Here is a 26,610-nt window from a genome sequence, read left to right as displayed (position 1 = left end):
CTATCGCGATAACGTCGACGCGCTGCGCGAGGAGATCGAGGCGCGGCATCCCACGCTGCACTGTGTCGGCCGCAACGGGATGCATCGCTACAACAACCAGGATCACGCGATGATGACCGCGATGCTGACGGTGCGCAACATCCAGGCGGGGGCCCGGATCCACGACATCTGGAGCGTCAACGAGGACGCCGAATATCACGAGGCGGGGAACGAGGGCGAGCAGGCGGGGATCGCCGCGGCGCTGTCCAGCGTGCGCAGGATACCCGAACGCCTACCGAATACCCTGCCGGAAGACATGAAGGCTGCATGATGAGGCCCCGTCGAGCGGCCGAGCCGGCGGCGCTTGCGCGCCCGGAGTTTCGGCCATGATCACCTTGGCAGATCGCGTTTCGTCTACGGCGTTCGTGCACCTCCTCTGCGGTTACACAAGCCGCATCGTCGATGCGCTCGACCAGCAACTGGCCCGTGACAGGATCTGGACCAGTACGGTAGCCTTGATAATCGTTTTGCAACTTTCGTTGATATTCGGGCATCGGCCCTGGCTCGACGAATGGCAGGCCCTGCAGCTCGCGTTACAATCGCCGACATTGGCCGACCTATTTCGTAATCTACGCTATGAGGGGCACCCGCCGCTCTGGTACTTGATGCTGCGCGCAGGGGGCGCGCTGGTCGGCCCGTACAACGCATTGCCGGTCACCGCCGCGATGTTGGCGATCGCGACCCAGATGGTCATCGCGTTTGCCTGCCCCTTTTCGCGCGCAGAGCGGGTGTTGCTCGCCACCGGCACCTTCGTGCTGTTCGAGTTCCTGACGCTGTCGCGCAGCCTGACCCTAGGGGTCGCAGTATTGGTCTTTGCCATGGCGCTATGGCGACATCGGTCGGTCTGGCTGATGATCGCACTGCTGCCCATGTGTGATTTCCTGTTCGGCGCGCTGTCCGGCATCCTGCTCGTCTTGCAATGGCGCGATGGGCGGCTGTGGCGGCCCGGGGTTGCGCTGTGGTTGGCAAGCGGCGTGATGGCTGGCTGGTCGGTGATGCCCGCACCCGACATGATCCCCGCCCTGGAACATAAAACCTTGCTGGTCAGCCTTGCCGATTATCTGGCAAGCATCGGCCTGCTGGCAGTACCGCTGCAATGGGGAGAGCACGGTCCGACGTGGAATGGCGGCGTGCCGTTCAGCCTAGGCGGGTTCGCAGGCATCCTCTTCCTGCTGTTCGCCGCCACGCAGTTGCGAAACGATTGGCTGGCACGCGCGCTGTTCTGGGGGTTCGTGACGTTGACGCTGGGATTTTCGGTGACGGTGTATCCGCTGCCGAGCCGGCATCTGATGCTGATCGCTTTGCTTCTTATTCTCCTGACATGGCGCGGTGCGGCGGACCAGACCATCAAACCATCCGCAGGATTTCGAAGCTGGCTGGCGGTCGGTTCGGCATGCGGGCTATTCGTAGCAGCGTGGAATTTTGTCGTGCCGTTCGATACGGCGGATGCTGCAGGTCGGGCCATCGTCAGCCGCGGCCTTGGCGACAAGCATTGGATGGTCTTTCCGGACTCCCGCGCGCAGGGCGTCAGCGCGTTGACCGGGATCGCGTTCGAACGCACCGAAGCGCGTTGCATGCAGGACTTTATCCACTGGAATTTCCGATCGGCATTGCGCGACCCGAAGCGATTGACGACGTATCTTCGGCACGAGGTCGCGACGCGCGGCCGCTTCTATCTGCTGAGCGACCTACCCTTGTCGCCAACGGTTCCGCGCGACCTCCTGCTACCGATCACCTATATCCCGGCAGGCTATGACGCGTTTGCCTATTATCTCTTTGTCGTTGGTCCTGATCGTCCCGAAGTCGCCAAAAACACACGCTTTTGCGTTCCAAATCAAAGGCCTTTGCGCGGCGATACCGCAAGGTAGCAACGACGACGGCAAGAACGATGCTGCCGTTGTGCACCTCGATCCCCGTTCCGCCTCCGCTCGAACTTACCGCGATGCAGGTGCCGTCAGACATCCGCAAATATCCCGTCGGTCTCACCGGACACAGCACCAGGCCCCCAAGCTTGGCGCCGGACGAGGATGGTGACAGCGAGACAGCGATGGTCGGCAGAGAAACTGTAGGGCATCAGTCGTAACGGGTGGCCCCGTGCGGCAAATCCTTCAGTCCGTCGACCATGAGATCGATACGGCGACAGCGCCCTTACCGGCGCTTCTGCACGATTGACGCGTTCGACCCGGGATCGCTGATCTGAAATGCGGGACTCGATGCCCTTGGCCTACAGGACAATCGACGGCGACAAACCGGTCGCGTCCGCCGAAAGCCAAACCGCAAGCGGCAATGCGGCGGACACCGGAGCGGTTTTTTTTGGGATCGCGACCGATGGAACAACAGATTGTGGCGGTGCTGTCAGTCTAACGCGAACCGCTCTCCACACGATGCAGTTCAGACTTTGAACGCCGCAGCCTAGCTCGCGAGGATTTGCCACTCCGCCAAGGCGGCGGAGCGGCGGTCCTTGTAGGTCTGGCGGTCGACGAGGTGGCGTTCGAGATTAAAGTGGTTGTGGACGTTGGCATGGACCGAGGCGAACTTTTGCAGCGTCTTCATTCGCCTGAAACGCAGCATTGCGCGCTCCCTTCGTCGGAACGGCAAGTGGCTGTTCTCGACCCGGTTGTTAGCCCAGCGTCCGACCTCTTGTTTAGCGGCATTGCCCAATTCCTTCATCGCCGCACCGTACGAGCGTAGTCCGTCGGTGGTGATATTATCGGGCAATCCATGGCGCTTGAGCGCCTTTTTCATGAAGGTAAGCGCCGCTCCCTTATCTCTGGTCTTGGTAATGTAGCTTTCGAGAACCTCACCCTCATGATCGACCGCCCGCCAGAGGTACACCATCTCGCCGTTCAGCTTCACGTACATCTCGTCAAGGTGCCAGCGCCAGTGGCAGAAACCGCGCATTCGACTTACCCGCTGACGGCGGATATCGCCGGCGAACATCGGGCCGAACCTGTTCCACCACATCCGCACCGTCTCGTGACAAACGTCGATGCCGCGCTCGAACACCAGATCTTCGACGTTGCGCAGCGAAAGCGGAAATCGGACGTACATCATGACCACGAGCCGGATTACCTCCGGCGACGAGTTGAAACGGCGGAACGGGCTAGGCGGCAGTGCCCGCGATTTACGGCTCATCCACGACCGGTATCATCCCCCCGCCCCGCCTGCCAGGTTGGTCTGACATGACCCACGGGCGCGCTTGTTCTGACAACCACGTCGGGCGACCAGCTCGTAGCACGGCGCTGACCTCTTTTGGAAAGCAGGCCTGATCCTACCTCCTTACGAAGCGGATGTTCCACTGGAATAAACGATCGGCTGCCACGTCGATTTGACATTAAGGAGGTGTACCGCGATGTTCGCTGGATGCCTCTGCTTGAGACATATAAGCGGTTCATTGATCACGCCGGCCAACTCGCCGCACGCCGCTAGCCCGAGCTCGCGGACATTTGCCGCTTGAGTTCGGGCTCCATTCGATTTTGATCCCGCGGACGCGCGAAGCGCGTTCGCGATCTCGAATAAGCGGGAATCGCACATGTCAGAATTTACTGAAAAGCCGTACCATCGGCTATCGCGCAATAACGATGGGATGCGCATCGTAGAAAATCGCCAGCGGTTACGCTCAAAACCCAAGCACTTCTTTTCCAATAATTTCTCACTGGAAATAGAAGATGAGCCGACCACACATTATGAAACAGATCCCAACAGCAGGCTCAACCGTCTGGGCAGATTTATTGACCTAAACCTTGCCTTTCTAATTCTCGTCGTTGGCGTTCCGATACTTGTTTATTGTGTGATTAGCTCGTCGCTTTGATAGTCCAGATCGGCATCATCGTTCGTGACCGTTGGTATCACCGGTCATGGACGGTGCGTCGCGGCCCATAAAACCTGCGCACTCGCCTCTGTCGCACAGCGTTCGTCATTTGCTGGTCCGCCTGAACGCCGAGGCTGACTTTATCAGGCAGGATTGCCAGGTCCCCTCGCCATATGGTCGGCGATGGCGCCCGCGGTCGTCCACCAGATGCGTGAGTCAGCAGCCTCTCTCAGCCGGGTCAGGGCTCGATCAAGATGAAGTGCACGGTGGGCCTGCCCCATGATGTAGGGATGGAGCGCGATGCCCAGCACCAACGGGCGACGGTCGCACTCGCCTAGCAGTTGTTCGACTGCGTCTTCGATCATGCCGGCAAACGTGTCGGCTTCCTGATGCCGGGCGATGATCGAGGGGATGTCGTTGATCTCCTGGGAATACGGGATTGATAATATCCCCTTGCCGCTCCGGGTATCCAGTCGTGTCGGTTGATCGTCGTGCGCCCAGTCGAGGACATAGTCGAACCCGGCTTCTTCAAGAAGATCAGGCGTATTCTCACTTTCCGAAATCCACGGCCCGAGCCAACCGCGGGGGCGGACGTCGATAGCTTCAAATTCCTGAAGCGTTCGCGCGATCATTTCGCGCTCCTCGCCTTCGCTCATGTGGCCCTCGGCCTGTGCATTGGTGCGGCCATGCGCGGCAATTTCATCGCCCCGATCCCGGCACGCCTCCGCAAGTCCTGGGCACCGCGTGATGATGGCACTGTTGACGAGCGCCGTGGTCTTAAGTTCGAGCCGGTCGAACATCTCCATGAAACGCCACGCGCCGACGCGGTTGCCATAATCGCGCCAGGCGAAGTTCATGACATCGGGATCGGTCTTGGACGGGGCCAGGGTTGCGCCCATCCCGTCGCCAAACGCAAAAACTTCATGATTCACGCCGAGGTACACCGCCAGACGGCGTCCTTCCGGCCAGCTGTAATCGGGGCGGCCGATGATCGGGACGTACTCATACCGGCCGTGATGTGCCAGTTCCGTCATGGGCGTGTCCTCGCCTTGCCTAATACCTGCGCAATGGCCTCGGTCGCACAGCGCTCGTCATTGGCGGATCCACCTGACCCGGCGACGCCGATACCCCCGATCACGCCACCATCAATGACAATCGGCATGCCACCGCCCAACAGAAGCAGTTCGGGAATGGTGACGAGGTTACGGGACGTCGGATCGGTTGCTGCTCGCTCGGCCAGTACGCTCGTGTTGGCCTTGGTCGAAAAGGCGGTGAACGCCTTGCGCTGGGCGGCGAGCGTATTGTGCGGGCCGATGTCGTCCCCGCGCTGGAGCGAAACCAAGTTTCCGCCGCGATCGACCACCGCGACCACAGACTCCCGACCGATCGTACGACATGAAGCTATTGCGGCACCTGTCAGGCTGTTGGCCAGTGCCAGCGACACGGTTTTACGCTCCAGCGGTACCACGGGCGTTGCCGCGCCGATTGCCGCGGGCAGAAGAATGACGAGACTCAACACCGTGATGTGACCTTTCAGGAATAAATTAGCGCGAAGGCGCATCAGGCGACGCCGGTTGCGATCAGCGCAGCCCAGCCGACGAGGAATGCCAGCACTAGCCATGTCAGGATCGCGCCGCCTGCTCGCGGCACATTGGAACGGCGCAGGTCCATTCCGATCGGATGGGCGATCCGGGCGACAACAAATATCGCAGCGGTGACCCCAAGCGTCAGGCTGGCGCCGCGGGCGAGCTCGATCAGCGCCACCAGCACCAGGACAAACGGAGCATATTCGACCAGATTGGCATGCGCGCGCATTCGGCCGGCAAGGGTATCCCCACCGCCGTCGCCGATCAGCACATCGTCGCGGAGCCGCATGCGGAAGATCCGCAGGCCAAGCCACAGGTTGATCGTTCCCAGGGAGGCCGCTGCCGCCAGCGTAACGGGAAGCGTCATGCCGGTCATGCTCAGTTTCCTCGGTAGGTCGAATAGCCATAGGGGCTGACGACCACTGGCACATGATAGTGACCCGCCTTGTCGATCACGCGGAACGTCAGCGTGATTTCCGGAAAGAACGGGCTCGCCGACGCATCGGGGTAGCGCGACATGTCGAACTGGAGCCTGTAGATTCCGGTGTCGAACGCCTTGGCATCGCCAAAGCTGCGGACGCGGCCATCGGCATCGGTGGTAGCGGTGCCGACCGTTTGCCAGCGTCCGTCATCCGCACGCTTCGAGAGGGTTACAGGCACGGCCTTGCCGCCAACGCCCCGGGCGAGATCGAGAACGTGCGTGGAAATGTCGGCTGCCGCGGCGGGGGTGGCGACTGCGCCGAGCAACAGAGCGAGAGCGATAGCCTTCATGAGCGATATCCTTGCTGAGTGTCGTGGCGGGGAAAGAGGGTGTCGAGTCGCGATGGGCCCGATGGTACGATCGCGCCCTGCTGGATCAAACGACGGTCGCGCGGCGGAGCGGCGACTGCGGCAGCGGCGTTTTCCGCATCGGCTATGACGAACGTCGCTTCGTCACCGAGTGCCATGCCGTAGCGTTCGAGCCCCAGAACCGATGCTGCGTCCGTCGTGGCCATATCCAGCGCGGTCGCGAGATCGGCGTCGGTGAAGAAGCCCGATCGATACCCGATCATCATCGCGCGTCCGAGCATGTCGGCATCGCCGTACGGCCACCACGCATCGCGGATATTGTCGTTGCCAGCAAACACCCGCACGCCTGCACGACGAAGCATTTTGATCGGCGGAAATGCGCGGTCACCCGGCGCATTCGTCATGATCGCTACGCCGGCTTCCGCCAGAGTATCGGCGGTGCGGGCGGCTTCGACCGGCCCGACATAGCCGAGCGCATAGGCGTGGCTCACGACGACCTTGCCCTGCATTCCGACCGCGGTCGTTCGCGCAGCGATCCGGCGCAGCTGCTCGACCCCCTGCCGACCGGGTTCGTGGAGGTGGATATCGATCTTCACGCCGTGCCGTTCCGCCACGCCGAACACCACGTCGAGGTGCGCGTCGGCATCACCGTCGAACGCCGAAGGGTCCAGCCCGCCGACGACGCGTGCCCCTTCCCGAACGGCCGCATCGAGTAGGTCGGCGGTCCCGGGCGATGCAAGGATGCCGGCCTGGGGAAACGCGACGATCTCAACATCGATGCGGTCTTGCCACGGCTCGCACGCCGCCAACACGGCATGCAGATTGGCGAGCCCGAGCGACGCATCGATATCGACATGGCTACGCATCGCGACCGTGCCGAAGCCGTGTGCCTGCGCCAGCAGCGCGTCTGCGCGATCGGTGACCGGCAATGCATCCGCAAGCAGTTGCTTTTCGATACCCAGGCGTTCGCCAAGGCTATCGGCGGGGCAATGCGGACGCCAGCCATCGCCGACGAAGCTCTTGTCGAGATGGATGTGGCCTTCGACGAACGCGGGAAGGACCAGAAGCCCTGCCAGGTCGATGATATCGGCACTCGCCGCAAGGGATGCCGGATCGATGAAACGACCGTCCGACACCGCCAGATCGCTGGTCCGGCCATCTTTCAGCAGGGCGTTCCGGTACAGGCGGGGTGCGACGGCGTCACGCAAATCAGCGGTCCTTGGCTTAGTGAAATCCGCAAATGGGCGCGCGCGAGAACATTTGCGAATGAGATATTTGAATGGTCGGCATTCGAAATTAGAATGCTGGCATGCTCGACCCGAGATTGCTCCGTACCTTCGTCGCTATCGCCGATGCCGCCAGCTTCACGATCGCAGCCGATCGTCTCAATTCCACCCAGTCGACGGTCAGCCAGCAGCTTGGCCGGCTTGAGGCAGCAGTCGGGCAGTCGCTGATCGATCGATCGGCAAGGCCGATTTCGCCGACGCCTTCGGGCGAGCGGTTGCTAGGCTATGCAAGGCGGTTACTGGCCTTGCAGGATGAAGCGCAGACATTGCTGGCCGACCCATCGGGAACGATCACGATTCGTATCGGGGTGCCCGACGATGTCGTGACTCAGGCTATGAGCCAGCAGTTTGCGCGGTTCGCCGAACGGCATCGTGAAATCCGGTTAGATGTGACGACAGGCCTCAGCCGCGATCTGACAAAACGCTTCCGTGCCGGTGAATTCGACATTGCCATCGTCAAGGAGGCGAGAGCAGATGGCGACGCCCGCGCCAGCTTTTCCGAACCGCTTGGCTGGTTCGAAGCCAGAGACATTTGCAACGACTGGCCTGACCCTATCCCTCTCGTGACGTTTCCACCCGGCGGATTGTACCGTGATCTCATGATCGATCGGATAGAGCGCGAGCGCCGAAGGTGGTACATCGCCTTTACCGGCAACAGCCTGGGCAGTGTCTTGTCTGCAATCGAAGCCGGGCTAGGAGTGTCGGTGCTGCCCGTCAGCACCGTCGCTGCACATGCCGTTCGTGCCAGTTCCATCTTTGCCGCGGACGCGCCGTTGGTGGTGTCGATCTATGCCTGGGAAAGCGATGGCGCGACGGGAGAGCTGGTCGCTGCGATGAGCGAAGTGCTGTCCGACCGTCCGGGCGAGCAGATCAATTCGAAACCTCTCGACAAAAGGTAATCTGCTTGCGTGCGCTTTTTGCCCCGATCCTTGCTGGTGCCACATTCGGCGATCGACTGTTGGCGTGTACCGGTGCCGCTTTCGGCATCACACTTACCGCAATCGTAACAGGGACGGCGTTCGGAAACGGATGGACGGCAATTCTGCTGGTGGCCCCGATGGGCGCTTCCGCGGTGCTCATCTTCGCCGTACCGGCCAGCCCGCTTGCGCAGCCGTGGTCAGTCATTGGTGGCAACGTTATCTCAGCCATTGTCGGGGTTGGGATCGCATCCACGGTGTCATCGCCCGCGCTTGCGAGCGGCTTGGCCGTTGGAGGCGCGATCTTGGCAATGTCGCTGCTGCGCTGTCTCCACCCTCCTGGCGGCGCTGCCGCACTGACCGCAGTCATGGGCGGACCTGCCGTTACGGCAGCGGGCTGGACGTTTCCGGTCCTGCCTGTTGGTATTAATGCCGTGATCCTGACCGCTGCCGGAATGGTCTTTCATCTGCTATCAAAGCATTCCTATCCGCATCGTTCTGTCGCAATGACGGCCGTGCCTGCTGTTCTGGGAGGCGATAGCATCCCCCATCCGGAAGACCTCGATGCAGCACTCGCGGACCTTGGTGAGACATTCGACATTGGTCGTGAGGATCTCGATTTACTTTTAGAACGCGTGAAAGTGCATTCGGCCATACGCCGTGCAAACAACAATGCTAGAAAACTGCGTTGAGGCTTACACGGATAGACCTTTGAAGTAGAAGCAACTTGGCGTTAACAAACTGCGATTTTAAAAGCCAGATATCCACTATAAAGAATCACAACCGAACGGCTGTGATCCTAGCATCGACAGGATTGCTGTGAATGACCAGCGTCAATCTTTTCCCATTTTACGCTTGTGACTGATTTTGGGAAGCCGATCGCGTTCCCAAAACGTGATCCTTTTGGGAAAGGCTGCAGGATCAGGAAATGTCCGCTAACGCCGTCTCCCGTCCCAATATCGGACGGGCCGCTTTCCACCACAAATGTCGCCGTTCCGCTTTCGCGCTGGATAAACCATTCGACTTGCCGGGAGAGCAGAGCGACACCGCTGGCAGACGAACGAAGGCGGTGAGTCGCCGCTCGCTGGCCCAGGTGATCTGATCACCGGGGCTGTGACCAGTGGGAACAGCATCGGTGCTGATCCCACTGGAGACCAGCATCATGACACGACTGACCGACACGCAGGCGATCCTGCTTTCTACCGCCTCGCAGCGCAATGACGGCAACCTGCTGCCTCTGCCCGCAAGCCTTGATGAGCGTGCAACGGCGAAGGCGTTGACCACGCTTCTCAAACGCAATCTGATCGGAGAGCGTGAGATCGATGATAAAGGCGCGGCGCACCGCACCGACGGCGATCTACGCTACGGCCTGTTCCTCACCCCGGCCGGTGCCAGCGCCATCGGTGTCGAGCCGGGCGACTCAGCAGCCTTCACTGGAGGCGCTGGTGAGGCATCCGCGGTATCTGCTCCCTCGACGCCCAAGCCGCCCACCAAGACGGCCATGGTGCTCGCCCTGCTGGGTCGCACCGACGGCGTCACGCTGCCCGAGTTGATCGAGGCGACCGGCTGGCTTCCGCATACCACGCGCGCGGCGCTCACGGGCTTCCGCAAGAAGGGACACGATATCGCGCGCACGAAGCGCGACGGTGCGACCTGCTACCGCATCGCGGAGCAGGCATGATGGACGTCGATGTCGAGCTAGCGCGATTGGACGCGCTGTCGTCGAGCGACCTGCGGCAACACTGGCGAACGCTGGTCGGCACATCTGTGCCGAAGATCAGCCCCAAGATGCTCCGCCTCGCGCTCGCCTGGGAGATCCAGGCGAGAGCAGCCGGCGGGCTGCCGCGCGGGGTTGCGCAAGCGCTCGACCAGCTCGGCCGCGGCCAGACCCGCACCCAGTCGGCGACGGCTGGCATGCGGCTGGTGCGCGAGTGGGCAGGGCGGGTCCATGTCGTCACCGTCGAGGAAGATGCGTTCCTTGCGCAACCTCGAAGCGCCCCCCCGTTGCACCCGCCCAGCGGCACGATGTTCACGGTATGTCCTACAGCATGAGTTTTGTGCATGTAGCTTCCCTGCGAGTCGGAGGTATCGAGGATCATGGGATTTCCAGCGACATATTGGCCGGAAGGGCTGAACGATGTGGAGGCACTGCAGCGACTGCAGACACTGTGTCTTGGCGCTTGCGACGGCATCCAGGATCTGTCTGATGATGCCCGCTACAAAGCGCTGCGGCGGGTGCTTCTGGGGCGCAGTGACCTTCGCCCGCTCGCGCCCGCCTTCCTGGCAGCCCAGCCAAGTCTCGAAGCCTTTGTTCGCCATGTTCGTGAAACGAAGGACCGCACCATGCGGCGAGACATGGTGCGTGAGCAGTTCAAATTGCTGTGGGACGAGGTCAGAGGAGCTGAAGCGATCAGCTCGGCAGGATGGACAGGCCGCCCCTCCCCGCGTGAGCAGGCAGCTGTCATTCATGCTCTGGCACCTGTCGCGCTGGAAGCTGTCCAGCGCCTCATCGATGATGAGGAGCGGGCTCGAGACAACGGCGGCCCGGTTGATGCAGATCGTGAGATTGCGCTGCAACAGTTGAAAGCGCTGCACGTTGCACTTGGAGATCTCATCATCGCGGTGGAGCACAGCCGCTCCCTTGAGCCCGCGCTTAACCGGCTGCACTCGATCAAACAGGAAGCCAAGGTGGCAATTGGCAAAGCAGCTGCAGCGCTGCCGGTTACAGCGTCTGCCTTGCTCGCCTTTGGAAGCGTAGCCGGTATTGCAGAGTTCTTTGTCGGGAACGTCGTTGTAGCGATCGCCGCCGGCGGGATCGCTGGCAACACGCTCAAAGATACCATGCTGAAAAAAGATACTGAGCCGGCAAAAACATCTTAAGGGCGCGCACTTTTGTCGTCTCCGCTGACCGCAGATTGCGCGCTTGAATGATATCGGCATGAGCACCTCCGAAGAGGCGAGCTTGCCGTGGATATAAGTAGAAGCCCGGCGCCGTCGCCATTGCATGAACCCGCCGCCGGGACCACTCGCGAGGACCGCTGGCGCAACTCGACCAACTATCGCCATAAGCACGCGGATCGATGCCGCTCGAAATGCTTTAGCGAAAGCTGTAGATGCGAGTCGAACAGTATTCCTCGCATCCGCCTGGATCATCGGTTCGGCGCGAGCACATAAAACAGCTCGTCGGCTCTCGCGCGATAAATGATGAGCGTGAGTACACCCTGATCCGCGACAACCTCGAACCAGGTTGGAGCAGCGCCGGCAAGAACGGGACGATAGTCATCAGATCTGACCAGATACGCGAACATTTCGTCCGGAATCGGCTTCCAAAGCATGCCGGCGGCAGGCTGAAGTTCGGCCATGAACGGCACAACGTCATAGCCGCGCTGAACGACTTCGAGCTGATGTAGGAGTTCAGCGTCGACAGACTCAATCAAAGTGCGGTTCCCCCTGAATACGGACATGCAGCCCCGTCCCTAGGATGACACGGCCGCTCCCTATATTGATTCCGATCGTCTGCGCTAGCGGGGGCTCGGGTAGAAACGAGCTGCTTGCTCAAAAGTCGAATGTCGTCATGCCCTTGTGTCCCTACCCGTGCTTGTCGGCAACCGGCGTTATATCGAACCCGGTTCGCCCCCCTACTTTGCGCCGGCCAGTCCGAACTCGCGAGACTTCGCAACCGACAGCACCGGGTCGTTCGGCCCATTGCCCGTTCACACTAGCGGGCCATGGCCACGCGTCACTCGTGTATAGTGGACCTGAGAGAAAATCCTGCCGTTGATCAGTCTCAGCGGGCGTAATAATCGACAATAAGTGGCCACGCTGTGGAACCATGTGCGACGTGGCCGGCAAGCTCGTCAACGAGCAGGGTCCGCCCCGCCCCCGGCGGATACCCTCATTGCCTCGCCGACACCGCCTGAGCGTTTAGTTTGACGAAGCTCTCGCCTTCGATCTGACGGAAGGGGTTGCCTCCCCGCTCGTCTTGCTCATGATACCTAAAAATGGTGGATACATGGCCAGAAGCATTGACGACATGAAGTGCCCGTTTTGCGGCAAAAAGGACATCGAGTACGGCTTGGCGCTGTGCGCCGGATGTCACGCCGACATCCAGTACGATGTGGTAGACCGTAACAGTGCCACTGCTTCTGACGCCCAGATGATCGAGCGTTTAGAAAAGCAGGCCGACAAGGCCAAGCGCGACTTTGACGCATCTAGCTGGCCATTCAATGGCTTTGCGATGAAGCGCCTAGCCAAGATCGCAGACGAGATGGAAGTTTTTGCCAAAAATGTTATCGGCCGCGCCAACGACGCGGTGGATCGACGGCTGCAGCGCGGCGAGACAACGTCGATCGTGACGTTCACGCGCGGAGACCGGTCGCTCGACGTCCAAGTCTACGTCCCCCTCGATCTTGATGCGAAAGTCGATTTTGACGTTGTTCTGGTCGCCCACAACGGTAAAAAGATGAACGTCACGGCTGCAGTCAGAAAGTTGACCAATCTGGGCATGGGTCCCTCGATTAAACTGGTCGATAAAGTGCCTACTACCCTGTTGACGAGGGTGTCGCAGCACGATGCCGAGGCAGCTCGGAGGGAGTTGACTGCCGCTGGCGCAACCGTCGAGGTTCGCTGAACGATTATGCGCTACATCTTTGGCAAATTCCGGCGCCGCATTGAAGGGTTTTATCTGCCGTACATTGAAGATTGACCCCACGGCTCTGACGTACACTGTTTGACGGTTTCAAAAGCCAAGCGCCTGACCGGCTGGTGCCAATCAGCGATGTTCCGGCGGTACGTCGAAACTTCTTTCGTGCCTTCCCGCAGAAGGCCATACATGAGCGAGTCTTGGCGAGGGGCCCGCCAAACCAGTTGGAGTTCCGAACTTTTGTTGAGGATGGCTTTATCTTGAATTGGGGGCTTCTCGGGGGAGAGGCGCTTGGCGGTACGCGGCGAGTCCGGACATTGGGTCTTGGCGCGGTCGTGCGTCGGTTCAATGATCTGGCTGTGCCGGGCATGGGCAACGCCTCATACGGCCGACAGTTCGTGCTGGCACTTCTCGGCGTACAACTGGCGGAACAGGCCCGCCGCGTCGGGCAGGTCGTGTCGACCATTGCCGCTGCCAACGCGGTTGAGGCCGTGGCAGTCTGGGCGGCATTCCACCGGACGGGATGGAACGCCGACGATCGACTGCCGGGAATCCGCAAACTGGGACGTCACGGCTTGACGGGGCCGCCATCATTCAAGCGCGCTGCGAGCCGAACCTTCTACGTGACTCAGCCGATGCGAATCCGGACGGTGGAAGGGCTGGCGGCGCTGGGCTTCGTCAACGCGCCTACGCAGCGTTTCAGCACCTACAGCTGTTCTGAGCTTGGTGCGGCCCTGCTGGCCGCCGCCTGCCCGCTCGCGTGCGACAAGCTGCTCGGCTGGGTCATGGGGGAAGACCTTCCCCGCACATGGCGCTCGATTCTGAAGACCATCGATCCGACGCTCCCGCTGCCCATCAGCGCGCGCGAGATCCTGCGCGAGGCGATCGCGGGGGCTTCGGTGCGCCGACGCGACGCACTGGCCTGGGTGGAGGCGCTGAAGAAGGACGGGCGCGACCATGTCGAGTGGGACCGCCCCCCTACACAGCTCACCGAGCCGGAGCATTGGGCGGATCTCCGTGCCGGCGCCCGCTTTGCCGCCGTTGTCGAGGCCGCGGCTGGCGAGATCGAAGACGGGTCGGTGCTGGCGCGCGTGGAAAACCGGATGCTGGCAACCGGCGCGCGCAAGATGTCGTGGGTAGAGGCGGCGGACGCGAGCCTGCGCCCCATGCTGGACGAACTCCGTGTTCGGGCGGAGGAGTTCCTGACTGCCGCGCACGATCCGTCGCCGGACGGAGAGGCCAGCCGCTTCTGCCGGGAGTGCGTCGCACCCGACGGCGTGGAGGTGCTCCGCCGTCTGGTCGCCCGCGACGGACGCGTGCTGATGTCCGGGGGGGACGGGATTCTGGCCGGTCCGGCATTTCTCTCCGCGCCGTCGAGACCTTCGATTGCCGCATCTGGTGACGAGATCGCAGCGGAGGCCGCAGACGAGGAGCTTTCGAATACGCCGCTGACGCAAGATTTGCCGGCGCTGCCGGAGCGCATCTCGCACCGGATTCACAACCTCATGCTGCTGACTGACGACCTTCGTTCAGCCTGTTCGTCCGGCATGGAACGACGGTGATGGCAGGCCGCAGTTTCGGATCCAAAAGTCCGCCACCGTTGTCGGAGTTGTTCGATCCCCCCGCCGACCACATCGGCACCTTCGGCTGGGTTTGCGGCTATTCAGCTGATGCGGCTTTCATGAACGACGCTGCCGAGCGGTTTACGCTCCGCACCCGTCGACGCCGCATGATCGATGGGGATGTCGCGCTCGCGCTTCTGCTTGACCGGGGCACACCACGGCTATCGACGACCGAAGTTCCCGGCGTGCTTCATCTCGCCGCGCCTAGCAAGGCGCCTTTCGAGCTCCTCCACTCCAAGGTCGCGCTCCTCGGCTTCCGGCATCTGTACACGACCGGCAGCTGGCGGGTGCGTTTGGTGGTTTCGACCGGCAACTGGACCCGGCAAACGCTGGAGGAAAGCCTCGATCTGGCTTGGCAGGCCGAGGTCTGCTCGGACGAGCTGAGTGCCGATACGTCTGCCGAAGCGCGGACCGACATCGCGGCAGCGACAAGCTTCATGACTTGGCTCCGTAGGAAATCGCCCGTCTTGCCGATAGAGGCGGTGACGCCGGCAACCGCGGAAAACTACAAACGCCTCGATGCGTGGTGCAAGCTCGTAGCGGACGCATCACCGCTGCGAGGGACCGCGCGGTTCATCGACAACCGGCGCCAGCCGCTGCTGCCGCAGATCGTCAATCGGGTCGAGCCCGGCCGGCGAAATGTCCTGGTGATGGGCTCGGGGTTCTACGAGAGCGGCGGCAGCGGCAAGCTTCCAAAGGTTCCCGCCGACATCGTCTATCAGCTCAAAGCAAAGGGCATACAAAACGCCGACACCGAAGTAGACCTGATCGTCAATCCGATGGCCTGTCAGGCGATCGCAACCGCGCGAGCCGCGATTGCCGCGGAGGGCTGGACGATCAGACGTCCAGGCCGGGGGCCATTCGGCAACAGTGCCCGTAGCCTGCATGCCAAGTTCCTGTTCGGCGCGCACCGACATCACAATTCGAACGCGTGCCTGCGCGCCTGGCTCTATCTCGGCTCTGGCAATCTGACCCCTCCGGGGCTGGTGCTGACGGGAGCGCGCGCGAACCTCGAGGCCGGCGTCGTTTTCGCCCCAAAGAATCTGGTCTGGGCGGAGGCTGAAGGCCTGGACTGGATCGCTGTCGAGCGGGTCCTGCCGTTGAACTTCGATGACGAAACCGAGATCATTTTGGCCAAGGATCTGCTGGCAGGCGGCGATATGCCCGAACGGCTACCAGCCTATCTGCCGCCGCCGGTTACCTATCTGCGCTGGACTACGGAGCCGGATGCGATCGGACGTCTCGTGCCCCCCGCAGATGCTTGCGCCGAGTTCGAGGTGCTCGATCCGCACGGCGCACCCTGCCAACGGGACGCAGCAACGTTCGTCTGGCAGGGCGACTGCCCTCCGGAAGTCCAGGTCCGCTGGACGGAGGGGGAAGAGACGCGGACCGAAGCGGTGTGCGTGGTCGATCGCTTCGGGCGGATCGCAGCTGCGCGGCTGAACCCTGTGACGCTCGACGACGTATGGTCCCTACTTGCGGACTTCCCGCTACCGCCTCCGGACGATGGTGACGGCGGCGGTGACGGGATAGACGACGACGATCCGGAGCTGAGCAAGGGCGCCAAGTTGACCCGCGTGACCGGCCGCGGCGCCCTGCCAAGCCGTTATCCGATCCGCCGAGTGATGGAGCTGGTGGAACGCATCGCCGCGCGCCAGACCGCGCTCGCCGAGCCCGACTGGATCTTATGGTGCGCTCGCTTGGAACAAACGCTTGACCAGGCCAAGGACGATCCGGAGATCGTGGCATTTCGAACACTTGGTCTTGATCCGCTGAGCCCGCTCCGCGCCGCGCCTTTTCGGCCGCCATTCGCAGAGACCGCGGCGACCCCGTCCGGAGCGCGGTACGAAGCAACGCTGGACCGCGTTGCAAATGCGTGGTGCGTCGCCAACGGGAAGCTGGAGCCCTGACGGTGACGATGCAAAATTGGGACAACGTGGCGGACCGGCTCCGCGTAATCGCCGGCGCTCCCGGTGTTTGGCTGAACGCCGGTCAGCGCGACAGCCTGCGGGTGATCGCCGATCGCCTGCCCGATCACGGACTGATTATCGCCGACGAGGTCGGGATGGGCAAGACGCGTATCGCGGTCGCGGTGGCGCGGGCGGTGGTAGAGGCTGGCGGCCGTGTCGCGATCCTCATCCCGGCGGGCCTAGGCGATCAATGGCAGACAGAGCTTAACGCGGGCGAGGTGCCCCGCGTCCGGGACGTAATCCGCAGTTTGTGGACGTTCCTCTCGGCTTGGGATGAGGAAGATGCGCCACGTCACTGGTTTGACGAATCGGTCGTCCTGGTGTCACACGGGCTCGCTAACTGGCGGCTCGGCCTCAACGCAGCTCCGTGGCGTTTCGAACTCCTTCACATCCTAATCGGACTGGCCCGGAAAGCCTCCGGACGCGCACCGCACGGGTTCAATGCCGCGCTGAAGGAGACCGACGACTGGGCGAGACGGGCGGCGGAAGGGATTGCAACGCATTGTGCCAGCGCGGCGGACCCGGTCATCCGCGACACCTTCGCAGCGCTTCGCGACACCATCGACTGGCGCCAGGCTACTCGGGGGGAGAATTACGGCAGCGACAGCGATCTCCGGGCGTCTCTGCAGCAGGCCGTGGGCCTTGGTCTCGGCAGTTTCGACCTGCTAATCGTCGACGAAGCGCACAAGAGCCGGCGCGAGGAAAGCGGCTTGTCCCGCCTGCTCGAGCGCACCATCCTTCCGCGCGCCGACAGCCGGAGACTCTGCATGACCGCGACCCCGGTCGAACTCAGCGGCGCCGACTGGACGGACATGCTGACGCGCATCCAGCTGGACGTTCCACGCCAGCAGCAGATCCTCCTTGCAGTCGCGCAATACGGCGAGGCCGTGCGGCGGGTACGGCTGGTCTGGCGCAGCAGTGCAGAGGCTCGGGAAGCTTATGTCGACGCGGCGGCAGCGCTGCAGAAGGCACTTGGCCCATTCGTGCTGCGGCGCGACAAACGGGCGGATGAGGCGGTGATCCAGTTTCGTAAAGAGTCGACGCGTGCGGAGGGAGCGGCCGCCGCGAACGCCGAAAGCTACCGCTGGCAACACGAGATCGCAGTAACGCCGGCCATGCTCAGCCCGGAATGGCAGCAGGCAGTGTGCGCCGCCGAGGCATTATCGTTCGTCGCCTCCGGAGTGGATGACCCAGCCGCCAAGCGGTTGCGGCTGACCTTTGGCAGCGGCCACGGCATCAACCACGGCATTGCCGGTCTGATCGATGCCGGGGGACGCAGCGCAGAGGACACGCAACGTGGCGAAGACGATCCCGAACTCGAGACGGTCCCGACCGCCGCGGACGAAGTGACTGTCCCGACCTCGCTGGCCGAAACCAAGCGCCTCGATCGGGTGGACTGGTGGATCCGCATCCTCAGCCGCGTGGCGCAGGCCAAGGGCGCGCTCCACGACCATCCCCACATCCTAGCCGCCGTTGCAGCCATTGAGGCCTATCATAGCGACGGCGAGAAGGTGCTCGTCTTCGGACGCTTCACCAGTCCGTTGCGCGCCCTAACGGAGCTGTTGAACGCACGCGCGATGCTGCGCGCGCTGGACGCTGGCGAACCCTGGCCACAAAGAAATTCACTAGCAGATGAGGTGCCGGCCATCGAGGCGGCGCATCGCCAGCTCGGCCGAGCAGGCGACTTTGACAAGGATGCGCTCGACGATGCGCTTACCCGGCAGTACGGAGCCGAAGAAAGCCGGCGCGGCGCGGCGCGGCGCGAACTGTTGGATCGGATCGTCAGCGGGATCGACCCTGCCGACGAAAACCTCCGGCGGCTCGCGGACGCAGCGCGCGGTGATGCCGGAGAGACCGAAACGGTGCTCGCTACTGCGCTCGAGCAGCACCTTGACGGCGATCGGCGAATTGACCTGACCGTATCCAACCGGGAGCTGGCGGAGGCGTTCGCGAGCCTGATCTCCGAATTCTGCGAGCCGGGGAAACGCGACACGGACAGATATCCTATGCTCAGCACGACCGAGGCCGGCGATCTCTGGCGCGATCTTTTCGCGCGGTTGAAGGACGAATATGGCTCCGGTCGCGGGCGTTTCGCGCGATTGATGATCGGCGCGACCTCGCGATCGACCCGGCGAACGCTCCAGCACGCATTCAATCGCCCGCACAGTCAACCGCGCGTCCTCGTAGCCAATTCGATGGTTGGACGCGAAGGTTTGAACTTGCACGGAGCGTGCCGGGTGGTGGTGCTGCTACATCCGGAATGGAATCCCGGGGTAGTGGAGCAGCAGATCGGGCGAGTCGACCGCGTTGAGAGCCATTGGGCGCGAGGACTGACGGAAGCGATCAGGCACGGGCGGCGTCCGCTGCCGCGGATCGAGGTGCGGCCCGTGATCTTCGAAGGGACGTACGATAGCCATCACTGGGCGGTGCTCATGGAACGATGGGACGATCTTCGCGCCCAATTGCACGGGGTGGTGGTTCCGTATCGCCTGCGGGAAGGCTGCACCGAAGAGGAGCAGCGGATCATCCGCTACCTCGAAGCGGCCGCGCCGGATTTCAGTCCGACGCAAACCGGGACGCGGGCTTGAGCGCAATGTAAACGCGCCGGCAAGGCAAGCCGAGCTGCCCCGACCGTCTAAACAATGGTTCGGCCCATTGCCCGTTAACGCAGCGGGCCACGGCGCGCGTCACTCATGTACAGAGGACCCGGAGAAAGTCCTGCCGTCGATCAGTCTCGGCTGGCGTATAACTCACAATAAGCGGCCCCGCTGTTGAACCACGTGCGACGTGACCGGCTAACTCGTCGACGACCGGGGCTCGCGCCGTTCCCGGCGGATTGCTCTCCTCAATGGCAGCCGACACTTTGGCAGTAATTGCCTGCCAGTTAAGCGTTGAAAGGCTTCGATCAGGCCAGTCGTTCGCGTTCGCTGTGCTTTTCAACCTACGCTGGCGCTACCCACCCGGCGCAGGCCGCGATTATCAGGTTGCTACTCTACACTGGCGCGCGGGTCGGCGAGATCCGCGACCTCCAGTGGGAATGGATCCAGCCGCCCCGTTTAGCACTGCCGGACAGCAAGACGGGCCCCAAGACCATCTGGCTGAACAGCCAAGCTCTCGCGATCCTAGAGGCACTTCCCCGTCGCGCGGATTGCCCGCTGGTGTTCCCTGACAAAACCGGCAAGGCACCCGTTGCCGTGATCAGCTGGTGGACCGCACTGCGGCGTCGCTGCTCGATGCCTGACCTGCGCATCCATGACCTGCGCCACAGCTTCGCGTCCACCGCCATCATGGACAATGTTCCGCTGGCCACAATCGGAAAGCTGCTCGGTCACTGCCTACCAGAGACCACGGCCCGGTACGCGCATCTAGCCGACGACGTCATCGCGGACGCAGCGCAGCGCATATGCGCGTGCGTTTCTGGATGGGAATTACGCCCGCCGCAAGCATCCGACGAAACAAGCGGAATACACGATCTGAGATACCGAGCTGAAAGAGTAGGTTTATCTGATTAGGTATCTTCGCCGGGACCGCTTGAATCAGCCGCTCGCGATCGGCCGGATGAACCAAGATATGTGCGAGCAGGTCATACGCTATGGCCGAAGCCTCGGGTCAACCCAACATTCCTTGCGCCGGCGCCTTGCAAGCAAATCAGTGAACGACGATGAATCAGAAGCTCCATTGAATAGTTGAGGAAGAGCGGTCGTGGGTTATGGCAACAGAGACGATTTCTCCGCTAGGACGCGGCGACGTCTGGCCGAGCGCGCGTCGTTCCGCTGCTCCATTTGCGGCAACCCAACCATCGGCCCGAGCGCCCAATCTGACGACGCCGTCAGCACGAGTGGCCGTGCCTCCCACATCTGCGCAGCAGCTCCCGGTGGCCCTCGATACCGCGCGATGACGGCCGAGGAGCGGAGCGGCATCGAGAACGGAATTTGGCTGTGCGCCAAGCACGGCGACCTGATCGACCGAGACACCTCCACCTACTGCATCGAGGACTTGCGTCGGCTCAAGGGCTTGCACGAGGAACGCGTCGCGCGGCAGCACGATGGCCGGGAAGCGGCACCGTTCGGTCATGTGTGGCGCGGCAGCGCGCGGCTTGCGTTCGAGGCATGGGAAGCAGCGTTCCAACCAGTGCTGTCGGCGTGGGAGGCACGGCGGGCCTGGGACCGCTATAGCGTAAGCATCCCCGTCGAGCTGATCGAGCGTTGTGCCGCTTCAGCCAACTGCATTCGCGACGACTTGTCCGACAGCGCATTCCAACACGGTCTTCGGGATCCACTACTGCACTTCAACGCCGTCGCCTCCGACCTGCTGAGCTTGCTCGCCGCGGCCAACCCGCTTACTGACGAGCGCAAGTACCAACGTATGTTCGAGAGTCACGAGGGCAACGGAAACTTCCTTTACCTCGTCGATGTGGATGATCTCGATCTTACCGTGGATAGGGGTTATTGGATAGAAATAGAGAAGTGCGTCGTCCGCGAGGTACTCTTCCAACTAATTGCGGCTGCCAACCGCGTAATTATGGAAGCCAACAATCTCGACATCTTTTCCTCACTCAGGCCGTATGCAAATCCGGGCCTTTCTAGGCCACCCCTTGCCGCCATTCCCTATCCCGGCGTGGAACACATTCGCCGCCTCGCTCACCGAGCCGAAACATTTTAGCCGGGTCGAACGCGATACCATCGGAATTCGAGCTCAGAGCATCTCGGCGCCTGAACAGGTCAGACCACCGTCCCTATTGACGGAGCATTGTATCAACCACCGTCAATGCCGGCCGCCTACCTTAGTGGCGGTAATGCGCCCGCTTGGACCCAATTCTGGCCACTTTCGGGACCCGTCCAGCTTCCTAACTTTCGCCATTCATTGTGCTTCAAGTTATTAACGGTCAGGCTGATCGCTGATCGACCATTGTGTTGTGACCGGAAACGTTTGGCCGGTATCTATCGACAACATCCATCACGGCTCTGGGTTAAAGCGAACAAAACAACATTACGTGATTCATTGCGCAAGTCGGAAAAACTATCGTATGACGGGCCTACGAAAATTGATTCTTGGCGGGACGGTACGGGTTTTGGAAAAACGCGAAGACGCAGAATCTCCGACCTCTTCGGATGTAAAGAGAGCAGCTTCCGCAGCGCTAAGATCCGATCCTCTACGAATTGGAATATCAACGAGGGCTCTTTTTGACCTCGAAGAAGAGCATCACGTCTTCACGACTGAAGGTGTAAAAGCGTACTCCCTCATGCAGCTTGAACGGGAAGACACACCGCTTCGCAAGGGTACCGGCTTTGAAGTGGTTGAACGTCTTCTCGCTTTGAATGAGCCCAACGCCCTACCATTCGTCGAAGTTATTCTCCTATCGCGAAACTCACCTGACCTCTCGCTGAGAGCCTTCAGGTCAATCGACCAATACGGTCTTTCCATCAATACGGGTAGCTTCACCAGTGGGCGCTCTCTAACACCTTTCATACCGGCATGGGGAATCGAGCTTTTCCTCTCTAACGAAGACGCCGACGTGCAGGGCGCGGTTGAAGGCGGAGCTGCAGCCGCACGACTTGGTGTGGTGCCGGCGATTGGAAACGAAACGTCGGCTGGCGAAGTTCGAATTGCTTTTGATGGTGACGCTGTAGTGTTCGGGCCTGAGTCCGATGCCGTTTACAAAGAGGGGGGGCTTGACGCTTTTCTGGCACATGAAGTCGCTAACGCAGCTAACCCAATGGCGAGGGGTCCTTTTGGCAACTTCCTTCATAAACTCTCTGCATTACGCCGGGTGTTTTTAACTGAGGCGGATGTAAGCAAGGTTCGCATAGCGCTCGTTACGGCACGCAACGCGCCAGCGCACGAGCGGGTCGTGCGAACGCTGCGAGCGTGGGGCACGCCTGCTGACGAGGCGCATTTTGTCGGGAGTCGGTCCAAGGCGCCGATCCTCCAAGCCCTAGGTGCGCACATCTTTTTTGACGACCAAGAGAAACACGTCCTCGGTGCTTCCACGGTCGTGCCGTCTGGGCATGTGCCGGGACCACACGATCCAGCCGAACCAGTGATCCCAGCGGTTTAGGCTCGGTAGCCTTGGCCGAACCGTCACTTTTGCCGCGGACGCGGCAACCAATAGCTCTAGTGACGTCTTCCCCGTTCATTCAAGCGAGAGGTTTTAAGCCTTGAGAAGCCTTCGGGTGATCAGCTAGAAATGAAAAGCTCTTGGTACACAGAATAGCAAATTCTTTGCTCTGGTCTGATAGAACCCATGACCTCAATGATGGGCCGATGCACATGCTTCCATCTCCACCAAGCACGGCGGCAATGCGGCAAAGAACTGGAAAACCTCAGCGCGCGTAAGTTGCCGCCGGACCAGCACTTTGCCGTCAGCATTGTTAGCGTGGACCTAAATACGTTCTCCGGCAGTTCGACACCGACGGTAGCGATTCCGCTGTATTGATTCTCTCCTAGACGTGGCTCAACGACTACTTCATTGTACAGCTATGAAATTTAGGGGTCGTCCACCCCATCACGTCATGGCGGCCGTGGAACGGCATAACGGCTCTGTCGCAGCGCCGCAGGTAGGCGATGCAGCGATCAGCGGCGAACGCTTTGAAATGGCTAACATCTATCGCGTCAGGCAATGGGCAAACGCATCACCAAAAAATGTAGGGAACCTTCGAGCCACCAACTTCATTCTCGCGATATGTTCGCGCGACGGACTCCATTCGCCTCGTGCGGCAGCTGCTGCCGCAAAAGGAGCCTCCATAACTTCTAGGCAATGACGCGGCAAATCCAGAAGCATGTCGGGCAACCGGTCGCCCAGCGCTTCTCGGAAAATACTCCTGTCATTCCGGGGCACGCGATCGACATTACGATTGAGAAAGCGCTGGATGATGGAGGAAATGTCGAGGTTGCTCTGATCAGGGAAGATCAATTCGCACAGGATCGAATGTCGTTCTCTCAGTTCGGTGCGGAGATCGGCTAGCTTCTCCGCTGCGTAGCGAGCAGCGTCTTGCCCAATACCTTCCTTGAGGACCTTGGCCAGCGCTTGGTCAAAGACCTCACCCATGACTGTTGCCCAAGTTTCGCGCGGGATTATAAACCACGCAAACGGCAATGACATTTCGAGACTTAGGACGTCTGCGCGCTCATCCGGTGAGGCAAACGCCAGCGTCCGAGCTAAAGCTCTCGGATAGTCGGGCAGCAACTCCAGCACTCTGAATGTTGAGGGTGGCAGTCCGCCTAGAGTGGTCGCTACCCTCACAAGACATCTAACCGGCTTTTCACTTTCGGCCGTGGTTTGACCAGACGCAGCCTTGAGAAAATCATGCAATGCGGCCTCATAGTCCGGTGCGGTCATTGCACGTCCGAGTAAGTCGGTCCGACCTTGATCCGTCCCCGGCTGAATCTGAAAAACCGGTCGGGTAATGACGCGTTCCGCTTCGCGAAGAAACGCAATAGTTGGCCCCTTCAGGGAGTCAGACAGTATGATCGGTCGGTGATTGGTACGTTCAGTAAGATTATAGTCTGAAACCTTGGTTTCGAGCCAGTACGTCGACAGAGATCGTGCGCAGAGAGTAACTCGCTCGTCGATTATTCCGATCGGGGAAACCAGTCCTCCGGATTCCTGTCGCAGTCCGAAAGTATACTGGGAAACTTTCCAATAGGTCTCAATTCCGTCGTGCATCCCGATCTGCGCAGTCGCGTGGAGACCGGCCGGCAACATCGCACGGCGGAGGTCGTCGGCAATGACTGAAAGCGGCATTTCGTCATCAAATGCCCACTGCATTTCAGTCCCGGGGATGACCTTTCCTGCGCCATCGAGGATCCGTCCGTGCACTTCCATCCGCCCATCGGCATAGGCGGCCACATCATCAAGGTCCGACAGGGAAATACGCTCGCGGCCCTGAACAATTCGCCCATCCCAGCGAGCAAGTCCGGCGCCGCTCGGGAAGTCAATGATGACCGGGCAACTGTCCCCGGAGTGGTCCCCCCCCCATCTAACCGTGGCGCCGAAAATCCGATTCACGGCGGATTGATAAAATGCTTTCATCTCCTCTCCGCTGGCAGACAAACGAACGGGCGCATCTGTATTAGGAACGATACTGACCTCGCTCCAGCCCACCATCTTATAGCTGACGTTGTCCCCGGTACCCCACCGCGCGATATCCGCGGTCCCAGGCAGCACCGCCACGATCAAGCGGTCTCTGATAACATTGCCTTCCCGCCAAGCGATCTCATATGTTCCGCAAGGCAGTTCACCATCGAGTCGAACCCATTCGTTTGAACATCGCGAGCGTTGGAACAGGCGCCCGCCTGTAGGAACATGACGGCTTCCGGACAGGAGCCTCAGACCGATGGGTTGCCGGACGAGAAGCACCTCTGGATCCATGGGTCTGATGAAAGACGGCAAATTCCCAGCGGTGACCTCAATCCGGTCGATCGTCTCGGCCGAATGTCCGCAAATTAGCCGGTAGAGGTCACCGCGATCCGTGACCGCGACCGCTCCACCCTCGACACGCCACAGAGTGCCGCCCGGGCTGGATCCCAAGCGGCTAGCAGTCTCGTCCGGCAACGTGGGGCGAACGTCCCACGTCGGCGGCACCTGAACGAACAGGACCTCATGACGGTACTTGCCGCTGCCAGTTCCTCGAACCAGCAACTCAAGGGGCACTCCGTCGGCCTCACGTTCGACGGTCAAAACGATCATCGGGGCGCGGAGAGGGTTGCTATCGCCCGGGAGACGCAGACGTGCCTCAGGCCGTTCCGATGATCTTATTTCTATATCGAGAGCGCAGCGGAACGGCACCAGTCGCATCTCGGAACGCCGCTCGAGTGCCTGCATCCAGCACTGACCGCTTTCATCCCTATCAATGTACCCAAGCTCGCCTGGAAGGTACCTCGCCAAGTCTCCGGAGGAATAGACATGGAGACGACCACCGGTTCCGGCCAGACGCTGACGCACGGCTTTGGTGACATCACCATTCAATTCGAGAACCGCAGCTTCGACCCATTCCCCGTCAATTCTCGCGAGGTAGCGCGCGGCATCAAGGTGACCACTCGCCATTCGTTGAGGCCGGACCAACATCAGCTGATCGATCAGCCCGTCACTCTTTCCGTCGAGCGAAACGGGCAATTGATTCTTCCACCCGGCCTTTTTGGCATCTAGCCATGCAGAAACAGGAATTCCCGCTGCGACAGCCTCTGCGTCAGCGCCGCGGCGGACCCCGACGATAGCCATGGCAAGGTCGGCGCAGAGCTGGATGAAGTCATCGTCGCAGAACACAGAAGGTATCCGCGAACGGAGCGAATTTGCCAATTCGAATGCACGCCGCTCGGTCGGGTTCACCTCCGCAAGCAACGTTGCCACAAGCGCCCGCATCACGTCGCTTGCCCAGCTTTGCTGGTCCGCTTGGAGCGCTGCGGTGGGAAAACCGCCTTCGCGCGCCAGTGTGCTCAGAAAATAGCGAAAGTTGTCGGCCTTGATGATTGGCCGACCTAGCTGTTGCAGTCCCCGCCTTGTGGTTTCACGCCACTGATTCTGGTTGCGCGAAAAGCCGATCGCTGCCTCCAGATCCTCCCATTTGCGTAATCCGCCGGGATGATATCGCCGGAACCATTCCGCCGCCCAGAGACTGAAAAGGGCCGGACCGAAACCCAGATCGATTTTGTCCGTCCCAAGGGCCTGAAGCTTTGATTGAAGAATCCCGAAGCAGTCATCACTCAGTCGATACTGGTAGAGCGGCCGTCCGTCAGGGGCCGAAAGATTGTAGGTCCCGAAGATCAAAGCGAGGGGCGTAACCTCATCTGATTGTTTCTTCAGCTCGACCAGACGGTGAGCGACCCTGAAGCGCAGTGTCCCGTGCCTCCGGATCTCACCCAATGCGTTGTGCAGTTGTCTCAGCTGTACTGGATAATCCCAAGCCTCGCGGCAGCGCAGCTCCCAAATCGCTTTGTCGTCCATGCCCG

The 26,610-nt window shown here is 61.1% G+C and carries 22 protein-coding genes and 2 pseudogenes; 15 read left to right on the top strand and 9 right to left on the bottom strand.

Annotation, left to right across the window (positions count from 1 at the left end):
• A pseudogene (locus tag ASE88_RS18000) lies at window positions 1-310 on the top strand (FAD-dependent oxidoreductase); the annotation flags it as partial.
• A gap of 55 nt (window positions 311-365) precedes the next feature.
• On the top strand, window positions 366-1,907 hold the full coding sequence (locus ASE88_RS17995) for a hypothetical protein (protein WP_056480619.1): 1,542 nt from the start codon (window positions 366-368) through the stop codon (window positions 1,905-1,907).
• Window positions 1,908-2,451: 544 nt separating this feature from the next.
• Here ASE88_RS17995 and ASE88_RS17990 read toward each other — a convergent pair.
• Window positions 2,452-3,174 (bottom strand): IS6 family transposase, encoded by a 723-nt coding sequence (locus ASE88_RS17990; protein WP_056480616.1) that lies wholly within the window; start codon window positions 3,172-3,174, stop codon window positions 2,452-2,454.
• Window positions 3,175-3,571: 397 nt separating this feature from the next.
• On the opposite strand from ASE88_RS17990, the gene ASE88_RS19060 reads away from it, so the two are divergent.
• Complete coding sequence (locus ASE88_RS19060) at window positions 3,572-3,850, top strand: hypothetical protein (RefSeq protein ID WP_156357103.1); 279 nt, start codon at window positions 3,572-3,574, stop codon at window positions 3,848-3,850.
• A gap of 143 nt (window positions 3,851-3,993) precedes the next feature.
• On the opposite strand, the gene ASE88_RS17985 is transcribed toward ASE88_RS19060, so the two are convergent.
• From ASE88_RS17985 to ASE88_RS17965, 5 genes are read right to left on the bottom strand one after another with little or no spacing between them, the layout of a single operon-like run.
• Window positions 3,994-4,884, bottom strand: a complete 891-nt coding sequence (locus ASE88_RS17985) for a polysaccharide deacetylase family protein (protein ID WP_056480612.1) — start codon at window positions 4,882-4,884, stop codon at window positions 3,994-3,996.
• Complete coding sequence (locus tag ASE88_RS17980) at window positions 4,881-5,411, bottom strand: GlcG/HbpS family heme-binding protein (RefSeq protein ID WP_056480609.1); 531 nt, start codon at window positions 5,409-5,411, stop codon at window positions 4,881-4,883. The genes ASE88_RS17985 and ASE88_RS17980 overlap by 4 nt, the downstream gene beginning before the upstream one ends.
• Window positions 5,411-5,812: an MAPEG family protein gene (locus ASE88_RS17975; RefSeq protein WP_235528011.1), complete on the bottom strand. Its 402-nt coding sequence runs from the start codon at window positions 5,810-5,812 to the stop codon at window positions 5,411-5,413. The genes ASE88_RS17980 and ASE88_RS17975 overlap by 1 nt, the downstream gene beginning before the upstream one ends.
• A gap of 2 nt (window positions 5,813-5,814) precedes the next feature.
• Window positions 5,815-6,207, bottom strand: a complete 393-nt coding sequence (uraH, locus tag ASE88_RS17970; protein WP_056480605.1) for a hydroxyisourate hydrolase — start codon at window positions 6,205-6,207, stop codon at window positions 5,815-5,817.
• Window positions 6,204-7,433, bottom strand: a complete 1,230-nt coding sequence (locus tag ASE88_RS17965) for an amidohydrolase family protein (protein WP_056480602.1) — start codon at window positions 7,431-7,433, stop codon at window positions 6,204-6,206. Before ASE88_RS17965 ends, uraH begins: the two co-directional genes overlap by 4 nt.
• A 101-nt stretch (window positions 7,434-7,534) precedes the next feature.
• On the opposite strand from ASE88_RS17965, the gene ASE88_RS17960 reads away from it, so the two are divergent.
• The 5 genes from ASE88_RS17960 to ASE88_RS17945 all read left to right on the top strand — a co-directional run bounded on the left by ASE88_RS17960 (window position 7,535) and on the right by ASE88_RS17945 (window position 11,308).
• A complete protein-coding gene (locus ASE88_RS17960; protein WP_056480599.1) occupies window positions 7,535-8,410 on the top strand; it encodes a LysR family transcriptional regulator in 876 nt (291 codons plus the stop codon).
• Between the two features lie 5 nt (window positions 8,411-8,415).
• Complete coding sequence (locus tag ASE88_RS18545; protein ID WP_200910288.1) at window positions 8,416-9,120, top strand: HPP family protein; 705 nt, start codon at window positions 8,416-8,418, stop codon at window positions 9,118-9,120.
• Between the two features lie 443 nt (window positions 9,121-9,563).
• Window positions 9,564-10,109, top strand: coding sequence for a DUF3489 domain-containing protein (locus tag ASE88_RS17955; protein ID WP_056480596.1), 546 nt, complete (start codon window positions 9,564-9,566; stop codon window positions 10,107-10,109).
• Window positions 10,106-10,480 carry a DUF2924 domain-containing protein gene (locus ASE88_RS17950; protein WP_056480594.1) on the top strand — a complete coding sequence of 125 codons (375 nt, stop codon included), beginning with the start codon at window positions 10,106-10,108 and terminating at the stop codon, window positions 10,478-10,480. Before ASE88_RS17955 ends, ASE88_RS17950 begins: the two co-directional genes overlap by 4 nt.
• Before the next feature lie 45 nt (window positions 10,481-10,525).
• Entirely contained in the window at window positions 10,526-11,308 is a 783-nt protein-coding gene (locus ASE88_RS17945; protein ID WP_156357102.1) for a hypothetical protein, read from the top strand.
• Between the two features lie 269 nt (window positions 11,309-11,577).
• Here ASE88_RS17945 and ASE88_RS17940 read toward each other — a convergent pair whose 3' ends face one another.
• A complete protein-coding gene (locus ASE88_RS17940; protein ID WP_056480585.1) occupies window positions 11,578-11,892 on the bottom strand; it encodes a hypothetical protein in 315 nt (104 codons plus the stop codon).
• Window positions 11,893-12,440: 548 nt separating this feature from the next.
• Here ASE88_RS17940 and ASE88_RS17935 point away from each other — a divergent pair.
• From ASE88_RS17935 to ASE88_RS18540, 7 genes are all read left to right on the top strand, one after another.
• Window positions 12,441-13,058, top strand: a complete 618-nt coding sequence (locus ASE88_RS17935; protein WP_056480584.1) for a ribosomal protein L7/L12 — start codon at window positions 12,441-12,443, stop codon at window positions 13,056-13,058.
• Between the two features lie 347 nt (window positions 13,059-13,405).
• Entirely contained in the window at window positions 13,406-14,632 is a 1,227-nt protein-coding gene (locus tag ASE88_RS17930; RefSeq protein ID WP_156357100.1) for a hypothetical protein, read from the top strand.
• A complete protein-coding gene (locus ASE88_RS17925; RefSeq protein WP_056480577.1) occupies window positions 14,632-16,602 on the top strand; it encodes a hypothetical protein in 1,971 nt (656 codons plus the stop codon). The genes ASE88_RS17930 and ASE88_RS17925 overlap by 1 nt, the downstream gene beginning before the upstream one ends.
• A gap of 8 nt (window positions 16,603-16,610) precedes the next feature.
• Entirely contained in the window at window positions 16,611-19,250 is a 2,640-nt protein-coding gene (locus ASE88_RS17920; protein ID WP_235528012.1) for a DEAD/DEAH box helicase, read from the top strand.
• Between the two features lie 303 nt (window positions 19,251-19,553).
• Window positions 19,554-20,174, top strand: coding sequence for a site-specific integrase (locus ASE88_RS17915; RefSeq protein ID WP_056480572.1), 621 nt, complete (start codon window positions 19,554-19,556; stop codon window positions 20,172-20,174).
• A 382-nt stretch (window positions 20,175-20,556) separates the two neighbouring features.
• Window positions 20,557-21,324, top strand: a complete 768-nt coding sequence (locus ASE88_RS17910; RefSeq protein WP_056480569.1) for a hypothetical protein — start codon at window positions 20,557-20,559, stop codon at window positions 21,322-21,324.
• Window positions 21,325-21,577: 253 nt separating this feature from the next.
• On the top strand, window positions 21,578-22,720 hold the full coding sequence (locus tag ASE88_RS18540; RefSeq protein ID WP_235528010.1) for a 5'-nucleotidase: 1,143 nt from the start codon (window positions 21,578-21,580) through the stop codon (window positions 22,718-22,720).
• A 195-nt stretch (window positions 22,721-22,915) separates the two neighbouring features.
• On the opposite strand, the pseudogene ASE88_RS19700 reads toward ASE88_RS18540, so the two are convergent.
• Together ASE88_RS19700 and ASE88_RS17905 are read right to left on the bottom strand one after the other, a co-directional pair.
• Window positions 22,916-23,017, bottom strand: a pseudogene (locus ASE88_RS19700) (IS110 family transposase); the annotation flags it as partial.
• A 249-nt stretch (window positions 23,018-23,266) separates the two neighbouring features.
• Window positions 23,267-26,605, bottom strand: coding sequence for an STY4851/ECs_5259 family protein (locus ASE88_RS17905; protein ID WP_056480566.1), 3,339 nt, complete (start codon window positions 26,603-26,605; stop codon window positions 23,267-23,269).
• Between the last annotated feature and the right edge of the window lie 5 nt (window positions 26,606-26,610).

The sequence above is a fragment of the Sphingomonas sp. Leaf38 genome, assembly GCF_001421825.1.
Taxonomy (GTDB): Bacteria; Pseudomonadota; Alphaproteobacteria; order Sphingomonadales; family Sphingomonadaceae; genus Sphingomonas.
This window is presented reverse-complemented; position numbering and strand designations above follow the sequence as displayed.

What these genes read in the sequence shown, in the direction of transcription:
- ASE88_RS17995 (WP_056480619.1), top strand. Translation starts at nt 366, where the DNA reads ATGATCACCTTGGCAGATCGCGTTTCGTCTACGGCGTTCGTGCACCTC.
- ASE88_RS17990 (WP_056480616.1), bottom strand. Translation starts at nt 3,174, where the DNA reads ATGAGCCGTAAATCGCGGGCACTGCCGCCTAGCCCGTTCCGCCGTTTC.
- ASE88_RS19060 (WP_156357103.1), top strand. Translation starts at nt 3,572, where the DNA reads ATGTCAGAATTTACTGAAAAGCCGTACCATCGGCTATCGCGCAATAAC.
- ASE88_RS17985 (WP_056480612.1), bottom strand. Translation starts at nt 4,884, where the DNA reads ATGACGGAACTGGCACATCACGGCCGGTATGAGTACGTCCCGATCATC.
- ASE88_RS17980 (WP_056480609.1), bottom strand. Translation starts at nt 5,411, where the DNA reads ATGCGCCTTCGCGCTAATTTATTCCTGAAAGGTCACATCACGGTGTTG.
- ASE88_RS17975 (WP_235528011.1), bottom strand. Translation starts at nt 5,812, where the DNA reads ATGACCGGCATGACGCTTCCCGTTACGCTGGCGGCAGCGGCCTCCCTG.
- uraH (WP_056480605.1), bottom strand. Translation starts at nt 6,207, where the DNA reads ATGAAGGCTATCGCTCTCGCTCTGTTGCTCGGCGCAGTCGCCACCCCC.
- ASE88_RS17960 (WP_056480599.1), top strand. Translation starts at nt 7,535, where the DNA reads ATGCTCGACCCGAGATTGCTCCGTACCTTCGTCGCTATCGCCGATGCC.
- ASE88_RS17950 (WP_056480594.1), top strand. Translation starts at nt 10,106, where the DNA reads ATGATGGACGTCGATGTCGAGCTAGCGCGATTGGACGCGCTGTCGTCG.
- ASE88_RS17945 (WP_156357102.1), top strand. Translation starts at nt 10,526, where the DNA reads ATGGGATTTCCAGCGACATATTGGCCGGAAGGGCTGAACGATGTGGAG.
- ASE88_RS17940 (WP_056480585.1), bottom strand. Translation starts at nt 11,892, where the DNA reads ATGTCCGTATTCAGGGGGAACCGCACTTTGATTGAGTCTGTCGACGCT.
- ASE88_RS17935 (WP_056480584.1), top strand. Translation starts at nt 12,441, where the DNA reads ATGGCCAGAAGCATTGACGACATGAAGTGCCCGTTTTGCGGCAAAAAG.
- ASE88_RS17925 (WP_056480577.1), top strand. Translation starts at nt 14,632, where the DNA reads ATGGCAGGCCGCAGTTTCGGATCCAAAAGTCCGCCACCGTTGTCGGAG.
- ASE88_RS17920 (WP_235528012.1), top strand. Translation starts at nt 16,611, where the DNA reads ATGCAAAATTGGGACAACGTGGCGGACCGGCTCCGCGTAATCGCCGGC.
- ASE88_RS17910 (WP_056480569.1), top strand. Translation starts at nt 20,557, where the DNA reads ATGACGGCCGAGGAGCGGAGCGGCATCGAGAACGGAATTTGGCTGTGC.
- ASE88_RS17905 (WP_056480566.1), bottom strand. Translation starts at nt 26,605, where the DNA reads ATGGACGACAAAGCGATTTGGGAGCTGCGCTGCCGCGAGGCTTGGGAT.